The sequence below is a fragment of the Actinomadura sp. BRA 177 genome (genome assembly GCF_013372625.1).
In the GTDB taxonomy this organism is placed as follows: Bacteria; Actinomycetota; Actinomycetes; order Streptosporangiales; family Streptosporangiaceae; genus Spirillospora.
Genome location: NZ_JABXFD010000111.1, coordinates 1 through 3,072, shown reverse-complemented (window position 1 = coordinate 3,072; position 3,072 = coordinate 1). Strand labels below are relative to the sequence as shown.

5 protein-coding genes are annotated in these 3,072 nt (G+C 73.9%); 4 read left to right on the top strand and 1 reads right to left on the bottom strand.

Going from position 1 to position 3,072, the window contains the following annotated elements; genetic code table 11:
* Positions 1-441, bottom strand: a 441-nt coding sequence (locus tag HUX53_RS03075; protein ID WP_176401648.1) for a hypothetical protein, incomplete at its 3' end; no start/stop codon positions are given.
* 261 nt (positions 442-702) lie between these two features.
* Here HUX53_RS03075 and rimP point away from each other — a divergent pair.
* The 4 genes from rimP to HUX53_RS03055 form a co-directional block, all read left to right on the top strand.
* The gene (gene rimP / locus HUX53_RS03070) at positions 703-1,296 is read left to right on the top strand and encodes a ribosome maturation factor RimP (protein WP_176401647.1); all 594 of its coding nucleotides are present in this window, start codon (positions 703-705) and stop codon (positions 1,294-1,296) included.
* 25 nt (positions 1,297-1,321) lie between these two features.
* Positions 1,322-2,371, top strand: coding sequence for a transcription termination factor NusA (nusA, locus tag HUX53_RS03065; RefSeq protein WP_176401649.1), 1,050 nt, complete (start codon positions 1,322-1,324; stop codon positions 2,369-2,371).
* Positions 2,337-2,678, top strand: a complete 342-nt coding sequence (locus HUX53_RS03060; protein ID WP_309237020.1) for a YlxR family protein — start codon at positions 2,337-2,339, stop codon at positions 2,676-2,678. The genes nusA and HUX53_RS03060 overlap by 35 nt, the downstream gene beginning before the upstream one ends.
* Positions 2,679-2,786: 108 nt before the next feature.
* Positions 2,787-3,072: translation initiation factor IF-2 N-terminal domain-containing protein (locus tag HUX53_RS03055; protein WP_176401645.1), on the top strand; the 286-nt coding region annotated here is incomplete at its 3' end.

The window sequence follows — 3,072 nt, the reverse complement described above, 5'->3', positions numbered from 1 at the left end:
GGCGGCGGCGGTTGGGTATAGGGGGCGGACCGGGGACCGGGCGGCGGCGGCCGGCCGCGCCCGCGCCGCCCGGTCCGCGGTGTCGGGCAGCCGGGGGCGGGCCGGCGGGCCGGCGGGGCCCGGGGGGGGGGCGCTCGGCGGCGGCATCGCGCCGCCCTCGCCCGCCCGGTCGCCGGAACCGGGCACGTAGTGCCGCTTCAGCACCGCCAGATGCGCGCGGTGGTGCGCGAGGACGGGATCGAGCCGGGAGGCCGGCACGGTGCCGGCCGCCCGCGCCGCCCGGTACGCCGCGATCAGCTCCTGCTCGGCCGCGATCGCGCCGACGAGCAGCGGCACGTCCGGGCGCGGGGCCGCCTCCGCGGCGCACCCCGCGAGCCATGGCAGGACCAGCGCGGCCCCGCCGCCGAGCAGCAGCGCGCGCCGCGGCATCGCCTCTGGCAAGGCAGACTCCTCACCCGTGGTGGAAGCTCGTGGTGGAGGTGCTCGTGGTGGAGCTCGTGGCGGAGGTGGTGCGGCCCGCTGCGGCCGCGGTCTCCGGACGCGCCCATCAGGCCAGCTCAAGCATTCCATATCCGGCGCGCCGGTGAGCCGCCGGAAAGACCGCCGCGGTCCCCGGCTGTCGATAGTCTTGAGACGTGGGTGGACGGAACGCCGCCATCCGCGATCGCAGGCGTGACAACAGAGGGAACACGAGGAGGGCCCATGAGCGTCGAGTCCCGCGGTGGCCGCGCTCAGGGCGGGCGCGACGCCGCCATCGCCGAGCTGACCGGGCTGCTCGGGCCCGCCGTCGGCGCGGCGGGCTTCGACCTGGAGGAGGTCGACGTCCGGCCGGCCGGGCGCCGCCGGCTGGTCAAGGTCGTCGTGGACGGGGACGACGGGGTCGCCCTCGACGACATCGCCCGGATCAGCGAGGCGGTCTCCCGGCTCCTCGACGAGTCCGACGTCATGGGGACCTCGCCCTACGTGCTCGAGGTGACCTCGCCCGGCGTCGACCGCCCCCTCACCGAGCCGCGGCACTGGCGCCGCGCCGTCGGCCGGCTGGTCGTCGCCCCGCTGGCCGAGGGCGGCCAGATCGAGGGCCGGGTGGTGGCGGCCGACGACCGGGCCGTCGAGATCGACGTCGTGCAGAACCGCCGGACCAAGGGAGCCGGCGCGAAGGGCGCCGGGCAGAAGGGCGCCGGAACCGTGCGCCGCAGGTTCGGCCTGGGTGAGCTGGGGCGCGGCCGGGTGCAGGTGGAGTTCAAGCCCCTGGATCGGACGGCCGAGGAAAAGCGTTCTCCGGCTGAGCCGGACTAGAGGGGGGAACCTCGTGGACATCGACATGACCGCCCTGCGGGGCCTGGAGAGCGAGAAGGACATCTCGCTCGACGTGGCCGTCAAGGCCATCGAAGACGCCCTGCTGATCGCCTACCACCGGACAGAGGGCGCGGCGCCGAAGGCGCGCGTCGAGCTGGACCGGCAGAGCGGGCACGTGACCGTCTGGGCGACCGAGACCGACGCGGAGGGCGACGACCTCCGCGAGTACGACGACACCCCGACCGGATTCGGCCGCATCGCCGCGACCACCGCCAAGCAGGTGATCCTGCAGCGGCTGCGCGACGCCGAGGACGAGCTGACGTTCGGCGAGTACGCCGGGCGCGAGGGCGACATCGTCAGCGGCATCATCCAGCAGGGCAAGGACCCGCGGAACGTGCTGGTCGACCTCGGCCGGATCGAGGCCGTGCTGCCGCCGCAGGAGCAGGTGCCGGGCGAGCGCTACGAGCACGGCGAGCGGCTGCGCGCCTACGTCGTCCAGGTCCGCAAGGGGCACCGCGGCCCGTCGGTGCAGCTGTCGCGGACGCACCCGAACCTCGTCCGCAAGCTGTTCGCCCTGGAGGTCCCGGAGATCGCCGACGGCACCGTGGAGATCGCCGCGATCGCCCGCGAGGCCGGCCACCGCACCAAGATCGCGGTGCGCTCGCGCAAGCAGGGCGTGAACGCCAAGGGCGCCTGCATCGGGCCGCTCGGCGGCCGGGTCCGCAACGTGATGGCCGAGCTGCACGGCGAGAAGATCGACATCGTGGACTGGTCGGACGACCCCGCGGAGTTCGTCGGGAATGCGCTGTCGCCCGCGCGGGTTTCCCATGTGCAGGTCGTCGACGCCGACGCCCGGGTCGCCCGGGTGGTGGTGCCCGACTACCAGCTGTCCCTCGCCATCGGCAAGGAGGGGCAGAACGCACGGCTGGCGGCCCGGCTCACCGGGTGGCGGATCGACATCCGGTCCGACACCGAGCCCGAGCAGATGCCCGTGAAGTCCGCCGAGCCCGGTCAAACCGGATCTTCTGCGTCAGGAGAGCATGCGACCGGCCCCGCGGACGCCTCGGCGCGGTAGACTCATGGAACGTGGCCGGACGGCCCCTGTTCGCACGTGTGTGGGCTGCCGGGTTCGCACGGCCAAGTCCGACTTGCTGCGCCTGGTGGTGGTCGAGGGCGTCATCGTCCCCGACCCCCGCGGGCGGCTGCCGGGGCGGGGTGCGCATCTGCACCCCGATCCGGCGTGTCTCGAGCTCGCAGAGCGGCGTCGGGCGTTCCCGCGGGCTTTCCGCCTGCCGGGGCCGCTCGACGCGAGTGCGCTGCGGGAGCGGCTTGCGGCACGCGCCGCGCAGCAGCAGGATGGCCGAATGGTAAGCGACGTCTAGTCGGAAGCAGGTCGAGATTGCTATGAGCGCTCGATGAGCACGCCGCGATGAGTACGGCAAGTTAGCGACGGTCCGGAGGCCGCACCCCCGGACCGAGTAGGGAGTGCAGTGGCGAAGGTCCGGGTTTACGAACTCGCCAAGGAGTTCGGTGTCGAGAGCAAGGTCGTCATGGCCAAGCTCAAGGAGATGGGCGAGTTCGTACGGTCGGCGTCCTCCACGATCGAGGCGCCGGTCGAACGCAGGCTGAAGGAAGCCTTCTCAAATTCTTCGTCCCCCAAGCAGGGGGACAAGCGGGGCGCGCCGAAGCGACCTTCGGGTCCGCGTCCCGCCGCGCCGCGTCCGGGTCCGCCCGGCGGCGGCGCCTCCGACGGGCAGGGTGCGCGCCCGCAGGCCC

What these genes read in the sequence shown, in the direction of transcription:
- nusA (WP_176401649.1), top strand. Translation starts at nt 1,322, where the DNA reads ATGACCGCCCTGCGGGGCCTGGAGAGCGAGAAGGACATCTCGCTCGAC.
- rimP (WP_176401647.1), top strand. Translation starts at nt 703, where the DNA reads ATGAGCGTCGAGTCCCGCGGTGGCCGCGCTCAGGGCGGGCGCGACGCC.
- HUX53_RS03060 (WP_309237020.1), top strand. Translation starts at nt 2,337, where the DNA reads ATGCGACCGGCCCCGCGGACGCCTCGGCGCGGTAGACTCATGGAACGT.